This is a genomic window from Pseudomonas sp. Root562, from assembly GCF_001427125.1.
Lineage (GTDB): Bacteria > Pseudomonadota > Gammaproteobacteria > Pseudomonadales > Pseudomonadaceae > Aquipseudomonas.
In genome coordinates this window covers 5,916-6,227 of the sequence record NZ_LMGK01000017.1, presented here as the reverse complement: position 1 = coordinate 6,227, position 312 = coordinate 5,916, and the positions used below count along the sequence as shown (strand labels likewise).

General features: G+C 57.9%; 1 pseudogene. It reads left to right on the top strand.

The features are described 5' to 3' along the window. A pseudogene (locus ASD60_RS13665) lies at positions 1 to 312 on the top strand (Rhs family protein); the annotation flags it as partial.

Genomic DNA, 312 nt, shown 5'->3' with positions numbered 1-312 from the left:
GACAACCGTCTCAAGCGCTGGCGAGATCAGGAATATGCCTACGATGCGTGGGGCAACCTGATTGAGAAACGCAGCGGGATGGGCACGCTGCAGACGTTTGTTTATGACTGTGAGAATCGGCTGGTCCGGGCTGAGACGTTGGTCAAYGGCAAATTGGAAAGTACCGGTTCGTATCGGTACGACAGCCTGGGGCGGCGGGTTGGCAAGGTGTCAGAGGTCGATGGCGTCACCGAGCAGAAGCATTTCCTGTGGCAAGGCTTGCGCATGTTGCGCGAGGAAACGCCGGGGCAGAGCAGCCTGTACATTTACGAG